Source organism: Microbulbifer litoralis, assembly GCF_023634065.1.
Lineage (GTDB): Bacteria > Pseudomonadota > Gammaproteobacteria > Pseudomonadales > Cellvibrionaceae > Microbulbifer > Microbulbifer litoralis.
In genome coordinates this window covers 375,866-392,043 of the sequence record NZ_JALKCV010000002.1, presented here as the reverse complement: position 1 = coordinate 392,043, position 16,178 = coordinate 375,866, and the positions used below count along the sequence as shown (strand labels likewise).

The 16,178-nt window shown below is 61.2% G+C and carries 14 protein-coding genes; 5 read left to right on the top strand and 9 right to left on the bottom strand.

What is annotated here, in order from left to right; all coding sequences use genetic code 11:
- Positions 1-26 precede the first annotated feature (26 nt).
- Positions 27-182, top strand: coding sequence for a hypothetical protein (locus MWN76_RS05070; RefSeq protein ID WP_250459856.1), 156 nt, complete (start codon positions 27-29; stop codon positions 180-182).
- 655 nt (positions 183-837) lie between these two features.
- Positions 838-2,463, top strand: a complete 1,626-nt coding sequence (gene pgi / locus MWN76_RS05065; protein ID WP_250459854.1) for a glucose-6-phosphate isomerase — start codon at positions 838-840, stop codon at positions 2,461-2,463.
- 308 nt (positions 2,464-2,771) lie between these two features.
- On the opposite strand, the gene MWN76_RS05060 is transcribed toward pgi, so the two are convergent.
- Together MWN76_RS05060 and MWN76_RS05055 are read right to left on the bottom strand one after the other, a co-directional pair.
- Positions 2,772-4,889 carry an arylsulfatase gene (locus tag MWN76_RS05060; protein WP_250460100.1) on the bottom strand — a complete coding sequence of 706 codons (2,118 nt, stop codon included), beginning with the start codon at positions 4,887-4,889 and terminating at the stop codon, positions 2,772-2,774.
- Positions 4,832-5,218 carry a hypothetical protein gene (locus MWN76_RS05055; protein ID WP_250459852.1) on the bottom strand — a complete coding sequence of 129 codons (387 nt, stop codon included), beginning with the start codon at positions 5,216-5,218 and terminating at the stop codon, positions 4,832-4,834. The genes MWN76_RS05060 and MWN76_RS05055 overlap by 58 nt, the downstream gene beginning before the upstream one ends.
- 507 nt (positions 5,219-5,725) lie before the next feature.
- Between MWN76_RS05055 and MWN76_RS05050 the strand changes: the two genes are divergently transcribed.
- A complete protein-coding gene (locus tag MWN76_RS05050; RefSeq protein ID WP_345780051.1) occupies positions 5,726-5,902 on the top strand; it encodes a hypothetical protein in 177 nt (58 codons plus the stop codon).
- A gap of 17 nt (positions 5,903-5,919) precedes the next feature.
- Here the strand turns inward: MWN76_RS05050 and MWN76_RS05045 are convergent, their stop codons facing one another.
- The 7 genes from MWN76_RS05045 to sbcB form a co-directional block, all read right to left on the bottom strand.
- Positions 5,920-7,359, bottom strand: coding sequence for a serine hydrolase domain-containing protein (locus MWN76_RS05045; RefSeq protein ID WP_250459851.1), 1,440 nt, complete (start codon positions 7,357-7,359; stop codon positions 5,920-5,922).
- Between the two features lie 33 nt (positions 7,360-7,392).
- Positions 7,393-7,902 (bottom strand): ArsR/SmtB family transcription factor, encoded by a 510-nt coding sequence (locus tag MWN76_RS05040; protein ID WP_250459849.1) that lies wholly within the window; start codon positions 7,900-7,902, stop codon positions 7,393-7,395.
- 128 nt (positions 7,903-8,030) lie between these two features.
- Complete coding sequence (locus tag MWN76_RS05035) at positions 8,031-8,654, bottom strand: MarC family protein (RefSeq protein WP_250459847.1); 624 nt, start codon at positions 8,652-8,654, stop codon at positions 8,031-8,033.
- A gap of 6 nt (positions 8,655-8,660) precedes the next feature.
- Positions 8,661-9,425 (bottom strand): slipin family protein, encoded by a 765-nt coding sequence (locus tag MWN76_RS05030; protein WP_250459845.1) that lies wholly within the window; start codon positions 9,423-9,425, stop codon positions 8,661-8,663.
- Positions 9,426-9,438: 13 nt separating this feature from the next.
- The gene (locus tag MWN76_RS05025) at positions 9,439-10,884 is read right to left on the bottom strand and encodes an NfeD family protein (protein WP_250459844.1); all 1,446 of its coding nucleotides are present in this window, start codon (positions 10,882-10,884) and stop codon (positions 9,439-9,441) included.
- A 137-nt stretch (positions 10,885-11,021) separates the two neighbouring features.
- Complete coding sequence (locus MWN76_RS05020; RefSeq protein ID WP_250459842.1) at positions 11,022-12,041, bottom strand: aspartate carbamoyltransferase; 1,020 nt, start codon at positions 12,039-12,041, stop codon at positions 11,022-11,024.
- A gap of 140 nt (positions 12,042-12,181) precedes the next feature.
- Complete coding sequence (gene sbcB, locus MWN76_RS05015; RefSeq protein WP_250459840.1) at positions 12,182-13,609, bottom strand: exodeoxyribonuclease I; 1,428 nt, start codon at positions 13,607-13,609, stop codon at positions 12,182-12,184.
- A 231-nt stretch (positions 13,610-13,840) separates the two neighbouring features.
- Here sbcB and MWN76_RS05010 point away from each other — a divergent pair, with 231 nt between their 5' ends.
- The gene (locus MWN76_RS05010; RefSeq protein ID WP_250459838.1) at positions 13,841-14,290 is read left to right on the top strand and encodes a VOC family protein; all 450 of its coding nucleotides are present in this window, start codon (positions 13,841-13,843) and stop codon (positions 14,288-14,290) included.
- Between the two features lie 99 nt (positions 14,291-14,389).
- On the top strand, positions 14,390-16,150 hold the full coding sequence (argS, locus tag MWN76_RS05005) for an arginine--tRNA ligase (protein ID WP_250459835.1): 1,761 nt from the start codon (positions 14,390-14,392) through the stop codon (positions 16,148-16,150).
- The last annotated feature ends 28 nt before the right edge of the window (positions 16,151-16,178 follow it).

Genomic DNA, 16,178 nt, shown 5'->3' with positions numbered 1-16,178 from the left:
CAAAACGTCAAACGCCGAAAGTTGAATTGAAAAGAAGCTATCCTTCTTCAAAATTTATCCGCAAACCACTTTCCGGGATGGCCACCGGCAAAAAAGTGACACACAAAGCCACCAAACAGGCACAGAAATATTTGCCTGTATTTTTTCTGAAAAAAAATCCTAAGCGTCCTGCAATGGTCTAGCGGCCATATTGGCGGAAAAACCTTTAAATTTAGGTATTTCGCCGCGACAAAGTGGCACAAATTTTATCCAGACTTCACCCTTGGCGGCTATTTAAACCTGGTGCCTATTACACTCCATTGGGCGGTATCTTTGTAGAAAATCTTTTTACAAAGCAGACCAAACAGGTGACGTTTTATTGGCTATGCTAATGGCTAACATCAACGGAAAGGAGTTAGGGGATGAATTTCACTCCAGCCAAGTACTTAATCGGAATTATCAGTGCACTGGTTCTGGCAGGTTGCTGTGCAGCGCCACCTATGCCGGCTTCCTGCCCTCCGGGCTCTGAGCAGATTCCACTCTCAATGGCCTGCCCCGCAGATGCGGATTGTTGGATGGCTTCCGACAACGTGCGCTGCATGAAGGTGGTCAAGTAAGATCGCTTCCAGCGATTAGCAATGCCGCTTTCCGAAGCGGCATTTGCTTTTCGCGGCCCGGCCACTCCGCTTCCGGGCACTACGACCCACGCCTCCCCACCGCCCGGCTTTCGCGGCGAACGCCCTCCGATACCAAAGCCCTGGCTCCAATCGGCCTTTCCCGCTAGCATTGACGCTCCAGACCGCTGCCCGCATTGTCTTGCAGCGAAACCTTTCCGCAATAGCAATAATTCACAACACCATGACAACAGCCACCCCGGCACTCAGCCGTTCCGCCGCCATCGCCCGACTGCAATCCCACCGCGAGCAACACAAGTGGTCACTGCGCGACCTGTTCGCCACCGCGCCGCACAGGGCGCAGCAATTCAGTGCAGAAGCCGCCGGCATCTACCTGGATTACAGTAAAAACCACCTGCGCGACGACACACTGGCAATGCTGCTGGAGTTCGCCGGACAGATCGACCTGCCCGCGCAGATTGCGGCCCTGTTTGCCGGAGCCAATATCAACAACACCGAGCATCGCCCGGCACTGCACACGGCCCTGCGCTTCCAGGGCGAGCCGCAAAGCGAGCACGAACAGGCGGTAGCCGACTGCCGCGCACAGATGCGCAGCTTTGTGGAAAAAGTACACAGCGGTGAATGGCGCGGCTTTTCCGGCCAGCCTATCGAGCATATCGTCAATATCGGCATCGGCGGCTCCGACCTGGGGCCGCGCATGGTCGTGGAGGCACTGCACCCGTGGCGGGTCGAGGGCCTGTCGGTGCACTTTGTGGCCAATATCGACGGCGCCGACCTGAGCGATACCATCGCGCAACTGCCGGCCGAAAAGACCCTGTTTATCGTCGCCTCCAAGTCTTTCTCCACGCTGGAAACGCTCCAGAACGCCCTGTCCGCGCGCCAGTGGATCCTGGATGCCGGCTGCGCCGAGGGCGAACTGGAAAAGCACTTTGTGGCCGTCAGCAGCAATATCGTTGCCGCCCGCGATTTCGGTATCGCCGCGGAGAACATCTTCCCGATGTGGGACTGGGTCGGCGGGCGCTATTCGCTGTGGTCCGCGATCGGCCTGCCGATCGCGCTGGCCTGCGGTTTCGATGCCTTCGAGGCGCTGTTGGCCGGCGCCAACGAGATGGACCGGCACTTCGCCTCCGCGCCGCTGGCGGAAAACCTGCCGGTGCTGCAGGCGCTGATCCAGTTCTGGTACCGCCAGTGCTGGGGTGCCAGTAGCCAGGTGACCCTGCCCTACGCCCAGCGCCTGGCCAAGTTTCCCGCCTGGCTGCAGCAACTGGATATGGAGAGCCTGGGCAAGGGCGTGGATCGCGACGGGCAGCCACTGGACTACCCCAGCGGCAGTGTGATCTGGGGGACCGAGGGCAGTAACGGCCAGCACTCCTTCCACCAGTTACTGCACCAGGGGACCGACACCATTCCGGCGGACTTTATCGCCATCAGGGAACCGACTTCCGGGCTGGAGGAACAGCACCGCTGGCTGCTGGCCTGCTGCATCAGCCAGAGCCAGGCACTCCTGCGCGGCAAGAGCCAGCACGAGGCGCGCGAGGAACTGGAGCGGCAGGGCCACACCCACCGCGAAGCCCACGCCCTGGCGCCGCACAAGGCCGTGCCCGGCAACCGGCCCAGCAATACACTGATCGTCGACAGACTCGATCCCCGACACCTGGGGGCGCTGCTGGCATTGTACGAGCACAAGGTGTTCGCGCACGGCTGCCTGCTGGGTATCAACCCGTTCGACCAGTGGGGCGTGGAGCTGGGCAAGCTGCTCGGAGCACAAGTGCACGAAACCATCGGCGGCACCGTGCCCGAAGACTGGGATGGCTCGACCCGCGCGCTGGTCGAGAAACTCTTGGGCTGATACTTACGGGGGCACCAACGCCAGCCAGCGTTCCACCCCTTTCAGGATCATATCCACTGCAGATGACGGAACCACCGGCCACCAGTATCGCCAGCACTAGTGCGCTCTGCGGGAAGTTCGTCAACAAAGGAACACAGCCAAAACGCCCGGATCAAGGCGAGAAAGCACTGGAATAGCAGGGTTATTTCAAGCTTTCTCAAGGCTGGGCTGAGCGCCTTGGCGCACGAACTGTTTGCGAACTTCCCGTACGGCACACTAGAGCAACTCTGGGTCATCAGGCAGATACTTGATCAGTTCATCTGCGATGATCATATTCCTGCCGGCGGGGGCAGGGAAGCCTGGCTTTTGGCCGTGGCAGTAGGATCAATATCAATCACAACTTTCTCTATCTTCCCGGTAAAGCGAAACGGTACATCATAATCACGCACCACAGGCGTGCCGGAATCTTCACCGACATCGAGAGTCTCATCCGCGGAGAATCGCGAGGGAACAGTTTCCGGTATACGGCCTTCAGCGACCTGCTTACCATCAACCCGCAGCACCGCTTTCCCCCCCTTACCCACACCACCGCCATCATAGACAAAATCGACGACTATCTGGTGCTTTCCGGGTTCAAGCGCCATATCTGACTGAACACGATACTTGTGTTTCGGGTAATGAGAACGCGCATATACGAAACCCGGCTTACCCTCTTGCAGCAGCAATGCCACGCCGCCGAACCACCCGCCCTGCGTCATTACGATACCTTCGGCGTTCTTCTCCGGCACCTCCACATCGGCCGTAATGGTGAATGACGTGTTCTTGATATTTGCCGCCATTGGCTCAGTAATTCGGACTGTATCCCCATAGTACACAAACTTGGTACGTCCTTTGTTCGGCTGCGGTCGGTTGGCCGGATCCAGCCGCTCAATATAACGATCATCTAACGGGAAGACCTGGTTCTTTTCAGCCTCCGCTTTAAATAACGCCCTCATTTGCGCAAGCTTTTCCGGGTGCTCCTCGGCGACATTCCTGGATTGCGTGAAGTCTTCCTTGAGGTTGTAGAGTTCCCACTCGAAGTCATTGAATGGGTCTTCATGAGTGGGGCCGCGACCTTGCCATGGGAGGCGCTCAGGCGTTGTATTCGCCAGCCAGCCTTCGTGGTAAATCCCCTGGTTTCCTATGATCTCAAAATACTGCGTGGTGTGACGCTCCGGCGCTTCGGCATTGTTGAAAGTGTAAATAAAGCTTGTCCCATTCATGGGAACCTGCTCGAACCCATTAATGGTTTCAGGAACCGGCAGCCGTGCAGCTTCGAGAATCGTCGGCAAAACATCGGTAACATGCGTAAACTGGCTACGTATCTTTCCCGGCTCCTTGATGTGGCCCGGCCAGGAAACGGCCATACCAGTGCGCGTCCCCCCCAGATGTGACGCAAATTTCTTGTCCCACTGGAAAGGCGTATTCATCGCGTGGGCCCAGCCGTGAGAATAATGATTCTGGAACCACATGGTTCCAAACAGATCGATATTCTCCAGCATGTACTTGGGATCATCTTCAACACCATTCCCCAGTACAGCGATCTCACTGGTGATACCGATACCCGTCGGGTCCTCTGCGCTGGCGCCATTGTCGCCCATAATGTAGATAATCAGCGTATTGCCCAGCTCGCCCATCTGCTCGATTGCGTCAACAACACGCCCAACCTGGTGATCGGAATGCGAAAGTGCTCCGGCATAGGCTTCCATTTCACGGGCAGCGACTTTTTTCATATCAGGAGATAGGTCATCCCAACGCTTATAGGCTTCTGGCGTCGGGTTCAATACAGCATCTTCTGGAATAATTCCCATCTCCTTCTGTTTTCTAAACGTCATTTCCCGCTGCTTGTCCCAACCGTGGTCGAACTTACCCTTAAATTTTTCGATCCATTCCCTGGGTGCATGGTGCGGCGCGTGTGAAGTCCCCGGTGTGTAGTACACGAAGAATGGCTTGTCCGGCCACACTGACTTCTGTGTGTGTATCCAGCGGATTGCCTGATCGGCCATATCAGCATCAAAATGATACGTATCCTCCTGCCCCAGATAGGGGTCTATGGGGGCAGTATTCTCGTAAACGGCTGGCCGAAACTGGTGCGCATCGGCGCCGAGGAAGCCGTAGAAATACTCAAAGCCAAGCCCGGTCGGCCACAGATTGAAGGGCCCCGCGGGCGTGGTCTGCCAATCCGGAACATTGTGATTCTTGCCAAACCAGGAGGAGCCGTAGCCATTCATCGTCAGGATTTCACCGACATTTCCCACACTGCGCGATACAAGGCTGTGGTAACCCGGATATGGCGTAGAGAACTCCATGATGATACCGGTAGAGGCAACATGGTGATTGCGACCGGTGATCAGTGAAGCGCGTGTCGGGGAACATACTGCGGTGGTGTGGAAAGCGTTATAACGCAGACCCTCTTTTGAAATACGATCAAGAGTGGGCGTGGGGACCGGCCTCCAAAGGGCTGCGATGCGCCGAATCCGACATCATCCATCATGATCAATAGGATATTCGGCGCACCGTCTGGAGCCGAAATTTCCTTTGGCCATTCCATCTTCGTGGAATCACGCACTGTGGGCGCAAGCTTGCCGGACTTCTGAAAGGGTTCAATCGGCAGGTGTTCCCGATCGGGCCATTCGGAATTATTCGCCTCTTTCGTCCTTTCGGCAATAGCCTCCGAGCAGAAAATACCAAGCAGCGATACCGCTGCGACAACTAAAGCGTTCACCTTTTTAAACATCCACATTCTCCGTTTCCGCGGGATGTACTTCACACATTCAGAACGAGCAGAAAGTATGCACGCAAGTAGAGAAAACCGCCGCCATTTCTGGCCGGAGACATAATGTATAATTATACGGGCGCACTCTTCATCATACATGGAAGGACAAGCTGATTTATGGCTTCTTCTGTTACACTGCTAACCAGGAAAATTTCGCGATCAGCCGTCCTAACGCACAGCTTTGAGCCTAGCACACCCGCCCCAGCCTGATATCTCAGACAACCATCCTCCACTGACTTAAAGCCTCATCAGCCACTATCGGAGATAAGTAAATAATGGCGACACTGAAAGTACTATACGCGGGATAAACTTGAGGTTTGGCGCACGACTATGATCGCGGGGCCAACCTTGGCGCTTTGACTGGGGATCAGCCCACCTCTAACTGCTTTCTAAACCGAGACAGTATTAGCTTTGCTTCCCCGCACATGTCCACCTGCTTTACAGGCTGGTTTTTTTGCGCTGCTGGAATTGTACGAGCACAAGGTGTTCGTGCACGGCTGCCTGCTGGGTATCAATCCGTTCGACCAGTGGGGTGTGGAGCTGGGCAAACTGCTGGGTGCGCGGGTGCACGATACTATCGGCGGCGAGATACCCGGGGATTGGGACGGCTCGACCCGGGAGCTGTGCCGGCGCCTGCTGCCGTAATAGCGCAGTAACGGCGGTTAACCCACATCGATACGGCCCGGTTGCCCGCTCTCGCCCATCGCCGGCTCCGCGGCGCGGGCCTTCGGCCGTATCAACAACGCGATAAACAGTACTGCCGATATGGGTGCGGATATCCATAGGGCCCACAATGGGATCGCCTCCCAGGGGCCGAAGAAAAGCAAGAACACATAGAAAGGCCCCATAATTCCTAACCAGACCAGGCATTCCCAGCGATCGGCCACTCCACGGCTCAAGCGCCACCCGCAGGCGAAGAACAGCCGGCAACAACGCAAAGCCAGCTTCCCGGTTTTTCGAGGGTGACACCACCAGTACATGCCCAAACCGAGGGGCGTCAGGAGCAGGTAGAAACCACTAAACAATATCCAGAAGTATCTGGGTTCCGGCCGCAACACAGGCTCGGGATCCCCTCCGAGCAATTGCCCCCCCAGGTGTCCAACCCTCGCAGCACCATTGGAAAGCACAATCACACCCCGCTTCAACTCGGGTATGAAGCCAATGAAACTGCGGAACCCCCCAGTGCCACCGTTGTGCCAGACAAGCGTATTGCCCTGCCAATCGCTCTCCATCCAGCCCAGGCGCACACTGCCCGTTTCACCATTGATGCAGGCTTTCCACAACGGGCAGGGCTCTGTCATCTGCAGCTCCACCAGTCTCGCGAGACTCTCGGCAGAGGCCGACAGATCGCCCGCCGGTGCGTAGGCACCCATTTCCCATGCCGCAGCGGCCATACCATTGCGCCGATGCCCCTCCAGCAGGCGCTTTCCGACGGACTCATCATCGAGATGGACATCGGCAAGTTCGAGTGGCGATAACACCCTGTCCTGTAGCAGCGGCCAAAAATCCCGGCCGGCCCGCTCCGCGAGCAGCTGCCCCAACAGAGCCACACCCAGATTGGAGTAAGCAAAATCACCGCGATCACTGACTTCTACCGATGCCAATGCGCGATATAAATCCTCCTGGTCGAAACCGGCATAGGGGTTGTCGATCCGCAGCAACTGCAGCAGGGAGCGCGGATCGGCAGGCAGGCGCGGCAGGCCGGAAGTGTGTTGCGAAAGTTCTCGCAGGGGAATGTCTTTGACGGCTTGCGGAAATTGCCGTTCCGGTAGAATTTCTCCCACCGTCGTATCCAGGGATACTTCCCCGCGTCGGACCATATCCGCCAGCAACAGGGAGGTGAATACCTTGGTGACAGAGCCTATCTCGAACAGGCTGTCGCCATCGGGCAGGGGCTCGCCCTTCTCCGCATAGCGGTACAGCTGCCGCCGCGGCCCATCGGCCTCCAGATCTATCACCATCGCCACTACCGATGTCCCGGGAGCAAAATTCTGCACATACTCGCGCAGCAGGAGCTCCGGGCCCTCCTCCGGTTTGGCCGTACCGAAAAGGGGCAGCAAAGCCAGCAGGCCCCCAAGTAGCAAAAGCGGTATTCGACGCATCACGCCTTCCCCCGTAACGAAATGAATACAGAATCATCCTCCGGTCGCGGCAGCCAGCACGGTCAGCAGTGGCACCACGCGTTCGCCGGGGACACCGTAGACGCCTCGTCGCTGCGGCAGGATCCAACCGCCGTTTTCCAGAACCTTGAGATGGTGATACAGCTGCCCGCGCGTCCCCATTTGCGGCAGGGCGGCCAGGGAGGCGATATCCGAAACCCCTTGCAGGACACTCCGCAGTATTGCCAGACGCACCGGATGCCCCAGGGCCTCAAGCGGCACTGCCGCTTCACTCCAGTCCGCCTCCAGGCGCTCACCGACAGACTCTCCCCATTGCCACTCGTAATACCGACCATCGGGCAAATCCACAGTGCCGCCGAACGCGACCGCGCCGGGCGCCTCTACTCGTTGCCGCAGAGCCTCCAGCAACCATAGGCGCGAGTCATCCTTTCCCCCTGCAGGGGCCACCCCACCGCTGCCGGCTTCCAGCAACGCAACCCGCTCCTGCAAAGCATGAATTTCCAACCAAATTGAATCTTTATTCATATAAAGAACGTTATTACGTACTTTACATGAATGTCAAGGGACGACGATCCTGATACTTGGGGGAAATGGGAAAACCGCGAAAACGGCATTTGGGATTTAAAGGACCGACAGGGTCGGGGCTCGCCCCTTCACAGTAACTCGCGCCAGCGCTCGACCCCTTTCAGAATCATGTCTACAGCGAAGGAACCGGTGAACAGTGCGGTAAGCCGGCCCGCAATCTCCACATACCTTTCCACATAGCGTTCGTGTCGCGTCTGTACCCAGTCGTGGAGTATTTTCAGCAGGATCATGGAGCCGACGGACACAGACATGGCCAGCACGATGGCGAGGGAAGCGCCCGGGGCACCGACACTGCTGCCGGCGATGACACAGGCACTGATGGTACCGGGCCCGACGACAAACGGCATGGCGATGGCGCCGGCCACTTCGCTGGACTGCGTTTTCATGGTTTCCACCGGCGGGCCGATGCCGAGAATCAGGCGGATGCCGACGATCAGGAAAGTGATGCCGCCGAAGATCATGAATGCCAGGAAACGCACCTGGAACACGCTTTCGAATACCCGCTCGCCGAACCAGGCAAATACCAGAAAAACCACCAGGCTAATCAGGAATGCGCGGACGATCAGTTGGGAGAAAACCCTGAGCTCCACCCGCTTGATCAGGTCCAGCAGGTAGATGCTCATGATAAAGGGATTGATCAGGACCAGCAGCAACAGGAAGGAATTGATGAACTGATCCCAGTTCAGCTCCATCGCCGTCTACCCGCTCTTCTCATCCACCAATTTCTTCATGATCGGCTGGATCAGGTCCAGCGGCAGGGGGAAGACGATGGTGGAGTTCTGCTCGCCCGCGATGTCGATCAGCGTCTGCATATAGCGCAGCGTGATGGCATTGGAGTTCCTGGAGAGCTCGTCGGCCGCCTCGGTGAGCTTGACCGCCGCCTGGGCCTCGCCGTCGGCGTGAATCACCTTGGCGCGCCGCGCCCGTTCCGCCTCCGCCTGCTTGGCGATGGCGCGGATCATGCTCTCGTCCAGGTCGATGTGCTTGATCTCGACGTTGGTCACCTTTACGCCCCAGGCATCGGTCTGCTCGTCGAGAATCTTCTGGATATCCACATTGAGCTTGTCCCGCTCCGACAGCATTTCGTCCAGCTCGTGCTTGCCCAGCACCGAGCGCAGCGTGGTCTGGGAAAGCTGGCTGACCGCCTCGTGGTAGTTCTCCACATTGATGATCGCCGACTGCGGATCGATCACCCGGTAGTAGACGACCGCATTCACCTTGACCGAAACGTTATCGCGGCTGATCACATCCTGGGTCGGCACGTCCATGACCACCGTGCGCAGATCCACCCGCTCCATGGTCTGGATCACCGGGATGATGATGATCAGGCCCGGGCCCTTGACCGACTGGAAGCGACCGAGGAAAAACACCACCGCGCGCTCGTATTCGCGCATGATGCGGATCGCGTACATGATCAGCAGCACAATGACCGCGATCAGCAATCCCATGAAGTAGCTGAACATAATTATTCTCCCGTTATTCCCTTTGCCCGGAGTTTTCCGCGGGCGTCACCTTCAGCCGCAGGCCGTGCTGCTCCGCCACGGTCACCCGATCCCCCGGCTTCACCGGCTCGTCGCAGCTGGCGCGCCAGATTTCGCCACCCAGGTGCACCAGCAGCTCGCCATCCTGGATATCGCTGACTGTCGCGCTGCGGCCCACCAGCGCCTGGTCGGCGGGAATGCGCGGCTGGCGCGCACTGCGCCCGGCTGCCAGCAGCAGCCCCAGCACCGCCAGGCCACTGACGCCGGCGATGGCGCCGATCAGCCCACGCGAGACCTGCATGCCGGGCACGTCGCTGTCGATCAGCATCACCGAGCCGATCACCAGCGCGATCACGCCGCCGATACCCAGGGCGCCGAAACTGGGCATGAACAGTTCCGCGACGATCAGCACCGCGCCCACCACAATCAGCGCCAGGCCGGCGTAATTGATCGGCAGCACCTGCAGTGCGTAGAAGGCCAGCAGCAGGCAGATGATGCCGACGATGCCGGGCACCATGGCACCGGGGTTGTAGCCCTCGAAAATCAGGCCGTAGATTCCGACCAGTAACAGAATATAGGCGATCTGCGGATTGGTGATCAGCGCCAGTATCTCGTTGCGCCAGTCCGGCTCGTAGGCCTGCACCGGCAGCTCGGCGACGCGCTCGTCGACAACGACCCTGCCGGTATCCAGCACCACTTCGCGACCGGCGACCTGGCGCAGCAGGTCCTCGCGATCCCTGGCGACGATATCGATGACATTCTGTTCCAGCGCCTCGGTCGCAGTCAGCGTGGCGGCGTCGCGCACCGCCTTTTCCGCCCAGTCGGCGTTGCGGCCGTGGCGGTTGGCGAGACCGCGGATAAAGGCCACCGCGTCGTTGGTGACCTTGCGCTCCATGGCCGTACCGGATTTCGCGCTGTCGTCCTGTTCCCCGTCGCCTTCTCCAGCCGCCTCTCCGGTTTTTTCCGATTCCCCACCGCCCTGCTGCGGCCGCTCGCCGGGTGGCTGTTGCCCGGGTGCGCCCCCCATCTGCACCGGCGTAGCGGCACCGAGGGTCGTGGACGGCGTCATGGCGGCGACCTGGCTGGCGTAGAGGATATAGGTGCCGGCGCTGGCGGCGCGGGCGCCGGCGGGGTAGACGTAGGTGACGACCGGAATCTCGGAGGCGAGGATATGCTTGATGATGTCGCGGGTGGCGGCGTCCAGGCCACCGGGGGTATCCATCTGGATCAGGAACAGTTCCGCGCCATCGCCCTGGGCCTCCTCCATGGCGCGGATCAGGTAGTCGGTGGTGGCGGGGCCGATGGGACCCTCGATGGAAAATTCGGCCACATGGGGGCGACCTGCCGGCTGGGCGACGGCACAGGAAAACACCGCGGCCAATAGCAGGGCTGCGGCCAGTCTCCAGCCGCCCGGGCACACCTCTGAAATCCGATTCAGCATGGCTCCAATCCTGGAAGCGGAAATGGCGTTTATCGGAGCCTAACAGAAAATCGCTCAGTGAGCGCAAGAATGGAACCGGACGTGGTGGCCCGCAAAACGGGCGGGGGCCCGGCGACGCCCCCACCGGGAGAGAGGGTTTAGGGGACCGGGTTGCGGCGGCTGTGCCAGCGTACTTCGTGGGAATACTGGTCGACCTTACCTTCCACCCCCAGCAACAGCGCGAACAGCGCCATGCGCACCAACAGGCCATTGTCGGTCTGGCGGAAGATGGCGAGGCTCGGGTGTTCGTTCAGGTCCGTGTCCAGCTCGTTGGCCTCGGCGCGGGAGTCCCGCGGCAGCGGGTGCATGATCACCGTGTTGGGCTGCGCGTGGCGGGTGAAGATCTCGCGGTTCAGGCGGAAGCGGCCGCGGTAGAGGTTGGCCTCTTCCTGGGATGCGAAACGCTCCTCCTGGATGCGGGTGGAGTAGACGATATCCACCTGGGAGATGGACTGCTCCAGCTGGTCGGAAACGCTGACGTCGTGCCCGGCCGCGCGCAACTGTTCGATCACGGCTTCCGGCATGGCCAGCTCCGGCGGCGCCACCAGCACTATCTGCACCCTGCCGAACAGGCACAGCAGCTTGCACAGCGAGTGCACCGTGCGGCCATACTTCAGGTCGCCGATCATGGCGATGCTGAATGCGTCCAGGGTGCGGCCGTGCCCCTCCAGTTCCTTGCGGATGGTGTACAGGTCCAGCAGCGCCTGGGTCGGGTGCTCGTTGGCACCGTCGCCGCCGTTGACCACCGGCACGCGGCTGGCGGCGGCGAATTCCGCCACCGAACCGGCCTGCGGGTGGCGCATGCAGATCACATCGCTGTAGCCGGACAGGACCCGCGCCGTATCGTACAGGGATTCCCCCTTGGCCATGGCGCTGGCGCTGATGCCGACCGTCTCGCGCACAGTGCCGCCCAGCAGGTTGAAGGCGGAGCCGAAGCTGAGCCGGGTGCGGGTGCTCGGCTCCAGGAACATGTTGCCGAGAATGGCGCCCTCCAGCACGCGGGTGACCTTCTCCCGCCGCGCGTAGGGACCCATGGCGTCCGCCACATCGAAGATGCGCTCGATGTCGCAGCGTTCGAACTGGCTGACGGAAAGGATATTGGCTCCGATAAAGTCCATTGCTACTCCGTTGACTGCGCCTTGTGGGCGCGGGTTTTGACCGGGGGATTCTACTCGCGCGCGGGCGAAGAACATAGCCGCAGGAGCGGCGCTGCGGCCCGCACACCGGGCTAGCGCCCGGCGTTCGCGGGGACGCCGGGTCAGGCCAGCAGGCTGTCGCCCCAGGCCTCGAGCTGGTCCAGCAGTGCCGCCTGTTCCGGATACTGCGCGCGCAGCGCCGCGATCTGCTCGAAATAGGGCTCCAGCGTGATGCTGGCGCCGGCGGAGGGGGCGGTCAGGCGGCGGTAGCGCCACTCCTGCCAGCGCTGCTGCTCGTCCGCGGACAGGGTCTCGGGAAAGTTGCGCGCGCGCAGGCGGAACAGCAGCTCGGGCAGGCGCGCGTCGGCAAAGGGCACATCGCCGACCAGCACTTCGGGGCCCCGCTCGGCCAGCGCCCGGTGCAGTTCCCGGCACAGGTCGCGGTCGGCGTCGTTGAGGAAGCCGTCGTAGAGGCTCGCCTCCACGTCCCGCGGCGGGAACTCGCTGTCCAGGTAGACGCGGTGCAGCTTGTCCGTCAGGTCCAGCGGCTGCAGCCGCTGCCAGTTGGCCTCGCAGGCGGCCTTGTCGATGCCCAGTTCCGCGGCGCGCCGGTCGTCGAGCATGTTCGGCGGCGCCAGCACCGGGCACTTGTTCAGGTGGATCAGTTTCAGTCCCGCCGGCAACTCGCCCTCCGCCAGTTGGTCGCGGGCCGTGTACAGGCGCTCGCGCAGTTCATCGGCGTCCAGCTCGAGTATCGGTTGCGGATCCATCGCCAGGTTGGCGGCGATGATGGCGTTGCGATTGACCGGGTGGCTGGCCAGCGGCATCACATAGGTCAGGTGCCCGTGGGAGGCCGGCACCTTGCCGGAGATATGCAGCAGCGGTTTGCGGTTGCGCAGGTCGATCAGTTTGCCCGCTTCCTTCTTGCGCCGCAGGCGATAGAGGTAATCGTAAAGCTTCGGCTGGCGGCTGCGCACCAGCTTTGCCAATTCGATGGTGGCGCGCACGTCGGACAGGGCATCGTGCGCGCCCTCGTGGGCGATGCCGTTGGCTGCGGTCAGCTCCTCCAGGCGGAAGGACGGCACCCCGGTTTCCTTCTGCGGCCACTGGATCCCCTGCGGGCGCAGCGCGTAGGCCAGGCGCACCATATCGATGATGTCCCAGCGGCTGTTGCCGGAGCGCCACTCGCGCTCGTAGGGATCCAGCAGGTTGCGGTAGAGGGTGTGGCGGGTCACCTCGTCGTCGAAGCGCAGGCTGTTGTAACCGACCCCGCAGGTACCGGGCGCGCCCAGTTCGGCGACAATGCGCCGGATGAATTCGATTTCCGGCACCCCTTCCGCCAGCGCCTTCTGCGGGATGATACCGGTCACCAGGCCGGCCATCGGCTGCGGCAGGCAGTCGGACGGGGGACGGCAGTAGAGCATCAGCGGCTCGCCGACGATATTGAGGTCCTCGTCGGTGCGGATACCGGCGAACTGCGACGGTTTGTCGGCGCCGGGGTCCGTGCCCCAGGTTTCGTAGTCGTGCCAGTAGAGGGTATTTGCGCTCAAAACGGTCTCCTTTGTCTGCGCGCATCATATCATCGGGACTCGGGACTCGGGACTCGGGACTCGGGACTCGGGACTCGGGACTCGGGACTCGGGACTCGGGACTCGGGACTCCCAGTAGGGTGCGCCGTGCGCACCGCCAGGATCAACGGTGCACCCTGCCGCACTGGACAAATCCACCATTGCGGCGGAGCATTGCCCGGGCACACCAACAGAATTGAGAGGAGAAGCGACATGGCGGTCAAACCCATTCCCGACGGCTATCACAGCGTCACCCCCTATCTGTGTATCAGAGGCGCGGCCAGGGCCATCGAGTTCTACCGGGAGGCATTCGGGGCCGAGGAGCTGTTCCGCATGGAAGGACCGGACAACATGATCATGCACGCGGAGATACAGGTCGGCGACACCCGCATCTCGCTGGCCGACGACAACCCGGACGGCGGCCTGCTGAGCCCGCAGGGCAGTTCGCCGGTGGGCCTGCTGCTGTATGTCGAGGATGTCGACTCGGTGTTTGCACAGGCCACCGCCGCCGGCGCTACCGTCGTGCGACCGCTGGTGGACCAGTTCTACGGCGACCGCATGGGCACACTGCGGGATCCGTTCGGCCATGTCTGGTTTGTCGGCACCCATATCGAGGATGTGCCGGAAGACGAGCTGGAAAAACGCGTCGCCGAACTCTCCTGACCTGCCCGCCGCCCGCACTGACGCGGGCGGCCGGTTGCAAAGCCGCTCCCGCCCATTAAAATCCGCCGTTTCCACGGATCACAACTGCAGTTCCCACCTATGAATATTCGCCAGCTCCTCACCGACAAATTCCAGGCCGCCATGCTCGCCGCCGGCATTCCCGAAGATTGCGGCCCGGTCGTGGCCCCGGCCAAGAAAGCGGGCTTCGGTGACTACCAGGCCAACGGCGCCATGGCCGCGGCCAAGCGCATGGGCACCAACCCGCGCGAGCTGGCGGCCGGGATCCTGGAGCAGCTGGACCGGGGCGACATGATCGAGAAGGTCGAGATCGCCGGTCCCGGCTTTATGAACATCCACCTGAGCAATGCCTGGCTGGCCGCTCAACTGGCCGCGGCGCAGCGCGACGAGCGCCTGAATATCGCCCCGGCGGCGCAGCCGCAGACGGTCGTCATCGACTACTCGCACCCGAACCTGGCCAAGGAGATGCATGTCGGCCACCTGCGCTCCACCATCATCGGCGACGCGCTGGCGCGCCTGCTGGAGTTCCAGGGCCACAAGGTGATCCGCCAGAACCATATGGGCGACTGGGGCACCCAGTTCGGCATGCTGCTGGCACACCTGTCGGACAAGCTGGAAAGCAATGACGCCGGCGCCGGCAGCGATCAAAAAGCCAAAGTGGCATTGGCCGACCTGGAAGTCTTCTACCGCGAGGCCAAGGTGCGCTTCGACGAGGAGGAGGGCTTCGACGACCGCGCGCGCGAATACGTCGTGAAACTGCAGGGCGGCGATCCGGCATGCCTGAAACTGTGGCAGCAGTTCATCGATATCTCCATCAGCCACAGCGAGGAGATCTACGACAAGCTCAACGTCACCCTGAAGCGCAGCGACGTCTATGGCGAAAGCCGCTACAACGACGACCTGCCGGTGCTGGTGCAGGAACTGCTGGACCGCGGCATCGCCGTGGAGGACCAGGGCGCGATCGTGGTGTTCCTGGAAGAGATGGCGGACAAGGAGGGCAATCCCAGCCCGATGATCATCCGCAAGAAAGGCGGTGGCTATCTCTACTCCACCACCGACCTGGCGGCGATCCGCTACCGCGCCAACCAGCTGCACGCGGACCGTATCCTGTATGTGGTGGACGCGCGCCAGTCGCTGCACCTGCAGCAGGCCTTCACCGCCTCGCGCAAGGCCGGTTTCCTGCCGGAGTCCGTGAGCCTCGAGCACTGCGCCTTCGGCACCATGATGGGTGACGACGGCAAGCCGTTCAAAACCCGCACCGGCGGCACGGTAAAACTGTCCGCGCTGCTGGACGAGGCCATCGAGCGCGCGCAAAAGCTGGTGGCGGACAAGAACCCGGACCTGAGCCCCGACGAGTGCGCGCAGATCGGTCGCACAGTCGGTATCGGCGCAGTCAAATACGCCGACCTGAGCAAGACCCGCACCAACGATTACGCGTTCAACTGGAACGCGATGCTCAGCTTCGAGGGCAACACCGCCCCCTACCTGCAGTATGCCTACACCCGGGTGCGCAGTATCTTCCGCCGCGCCGGTATCGATCCCGGGGAACTGAGCGGCGATATCCAACTGGGCACCGCCGAGGAGCGCGCGCTGGCAATCAAGCTGTGCCAGTTTGGCGAAGTGCTGGACCAGGTGGCGAAAGACACCTTCCCGCACGTACTGTGCGGCTACCTGTACGACCTGGCCAGCGGCTACATGGCTTTCTACGAGGCCTGTCCGGTGCTCAGGGAAGGGGTCGAAGCGGATGTCCGCAACAGCCGCCTGCAGTTGTGCGACCTGGTGGCGCGCACCATCGCCGCCGGCCTCGACCTGCTGGGTATCGAGGTGCTGGAGAAGATGTAAGCGGGCCCGCCGGTTGTAGAGGGATTCC

What these genes read in the sequence shown, in the direction of transcription:
- pgi (WP_250459854.1), top strand. Translation starts at nt 838, where the DNA reads ATGACAACAGCCACCCCGGCACTCAGCCGTTCCGCCGCCATCGCCCGA.
- MWN76_RS05055 (WP_250459852.1), bottom strand. Translation starts at nt 5,218, where the DNA reads ATGTTTAAAAAGGTGAACGCTTTAGTTGTCGCAGCGGTATCGCTGCTT.
- MWN76_RS05045 (WP_250459851.1), bottom strand. Translation starts at nt 7,359, where the DNA reads ATGCGTCGAATACCGCTTTTGCTACTTGGGGGCCTGCTGGCTTTGCTG.
- MWN76_RS05040 (WP_250459849.1), bottom strand. Translation starts at nt 7,902, where the DNA reads ATGAATAAAGATTCAATTTGGTTGGAAATTCATGCTTTGCAGGAGCGG.
- MWN76_RS05035 (WP_250459847.1), bottom strand. Translation starts at nt 8,654, where the DNA reads ATGGAGCTGAACTGGGATCAGTTCATCAATTCCTTCCTGTTGCTGCTG.
- MWN76_RS05030 (WP_250459845.1), bottom strand. Translation starts at nt 9,425, where the DNA reads ATGTTCAGCTACTTCATGGGATTGCTGATCGCGGTCATTGTGCTGCTG.
- MWN76_RS05025 (WP_250459844.1), bottom strand. Translation starts at nt 10,884, where the DNA reads ATGCTGAATCGGATTTCAGAGGTGTGCCCGGGCGGCTGGAGACTGGCC.
- MWN76_RS05020 (WP_250459842.1), bottom strand. Translation starts at nt 12,041, where the DNA reads ATGGACTTTATCGGAGCCAATATCCTTTCCGTCAGCCAGTTCGAACGC.
- MWN76_RS05010 (WP_250459838.1), top strand. Translation starts at nt 13,841, where the DNA reads ATGGCGGTCAAACCCATTCCCGACGGCTATCACAGCGTCACCCCCTAT.
- argS (WP_250459835.1), top strand. Translation starts at nt 14,390, where the DNA reads ATGAATATTCGCCAGCTCCTCACCGACAAATTCCAGGCCGCCATGCTC.